Genomic DNA, 1232 nt, shown 5'->3' on the forward strand with positions numbered 1-1232 from the left:
CCCTTCATCGGTACGGAGAATCTCTGTCAGTTGTCCGCGCCGATTATAAAGCAGCGTCAACTCCGGCCCGTCACTGTGGAGAACCTGTGTCAGTTGACCGTGCTCGTTATAGACAAACCGCAGCCGGTTGTCATACACGTCCCGGTGTTCCGTGAGCCGCCAGCGCTGTGTCCCTTCGGATGAGGCCGGAGAGGCCAGCGCAAAATACTTACAAACCGGTGAATCCCGGTGCCGGAGGATATAGCCCTGTTCTCCCCAACTGAGGGTGAAATCCGGGTGTTCCGGGTTGACGCTGTGGGTATAAGCGGCCGGTAAGGCAAAGTAAAGAGAAGCCCCTTCGGTGGTGCGGATTTCTACCCGGTCGCCGGTGGCAAGGGCGCATTCGGAGAAGCTGTCCGTCCAGCCCGGCCCCAGTAAGCCCTGTTCCTCCGGCGCCCAGCTGCGCAGAAATACCAGCGGCAGGGTCTGGCCGAGGGTGATATCGGTCCGCTGGTCAAACAGCTGGCCGGTGGTGACGTCAATCGGGTCGCCGGTAAAGAATTTTTTCGTCGCTTCCCGGTAACGTTTCACCCCCTGAGTTTCTTTAAAGGCGGTTTTGGCACAGCAGAAGGTTTTACCCGATATCACTTTTCCGGCATGCCGGGCACCGGCAATCGCCCCGCTGACGGCCTTTTTACCGGCCTGTCGGGTAAACAGTTTACCCAGTCCTTTAAGGGCGCCTCGGGAAGGGGGCACCAGAAATTCAACCGCCATCAGTATCGCCCGTTCCCAGGCGGAGAACTCTTCGGCGACGGCCAGGTAAGTTCCCTGACCGGAGCCGATAAACACCGTTTTGGCCCCGGATTTTATGGTGGCGCCACACGCCAGTTTGTCATCTACCCGGGCTGCCGGCGAGCCGTTAATAAACACGGTTTCACTGCCCTGGGCAATCAGGGGCGGCGCCGGGTGTTGACTACAGGCGGCGATATCGGTGGTGGCTCTGGCCGCCGGTTTGCCTTCGATAAAGACATTGGGCGAACCACTTGCCAGCGTACCGCTCGGCGGGCCGATGCTGTCCACCATTTTCGTGACGGCCGAACTGGCGGCGCTGATGACATCGCCAAGGGCAAATGTGGCGGCGGTTCCCAGGGCAATGACCGCGACGGTCGCTAATCCCCCGGTGAGAACGGTCAGTCCTACCAGTGCCGATGCCGCGGCAAAGACCGCCGCCCCTATCAATGCGCCGGTAATGG

The 1232-nt window shown here is 60.2% G+C and carries 1 protein-coding gene; it reads right to left on the minus strand.

Annotation, left to right across the window (positions count from 1 at the left end; genetic code table 11):
• Window positions 1-1062, minus strand: a 1062-nt coding sequence (locus C6H66_RS24945) for a PAAR domain-containing protein (RefSeq protein ID WP_248000828.1), incomplete at its 3' end; no start/stop codon positions are given.
• Window positions 1063-1232: the final 170 nt, after the last annotated feature.

It is taken from the genome of Photorhabdus hindustanensis (assembly GCF_002968995.1).
GTDB lineage: Bacteria > Pseudomonadota > Gammaproteobacteria > Enterobacterales > Enterobacteriaceae > Photorhabdus > Photorhabdus akhurstii.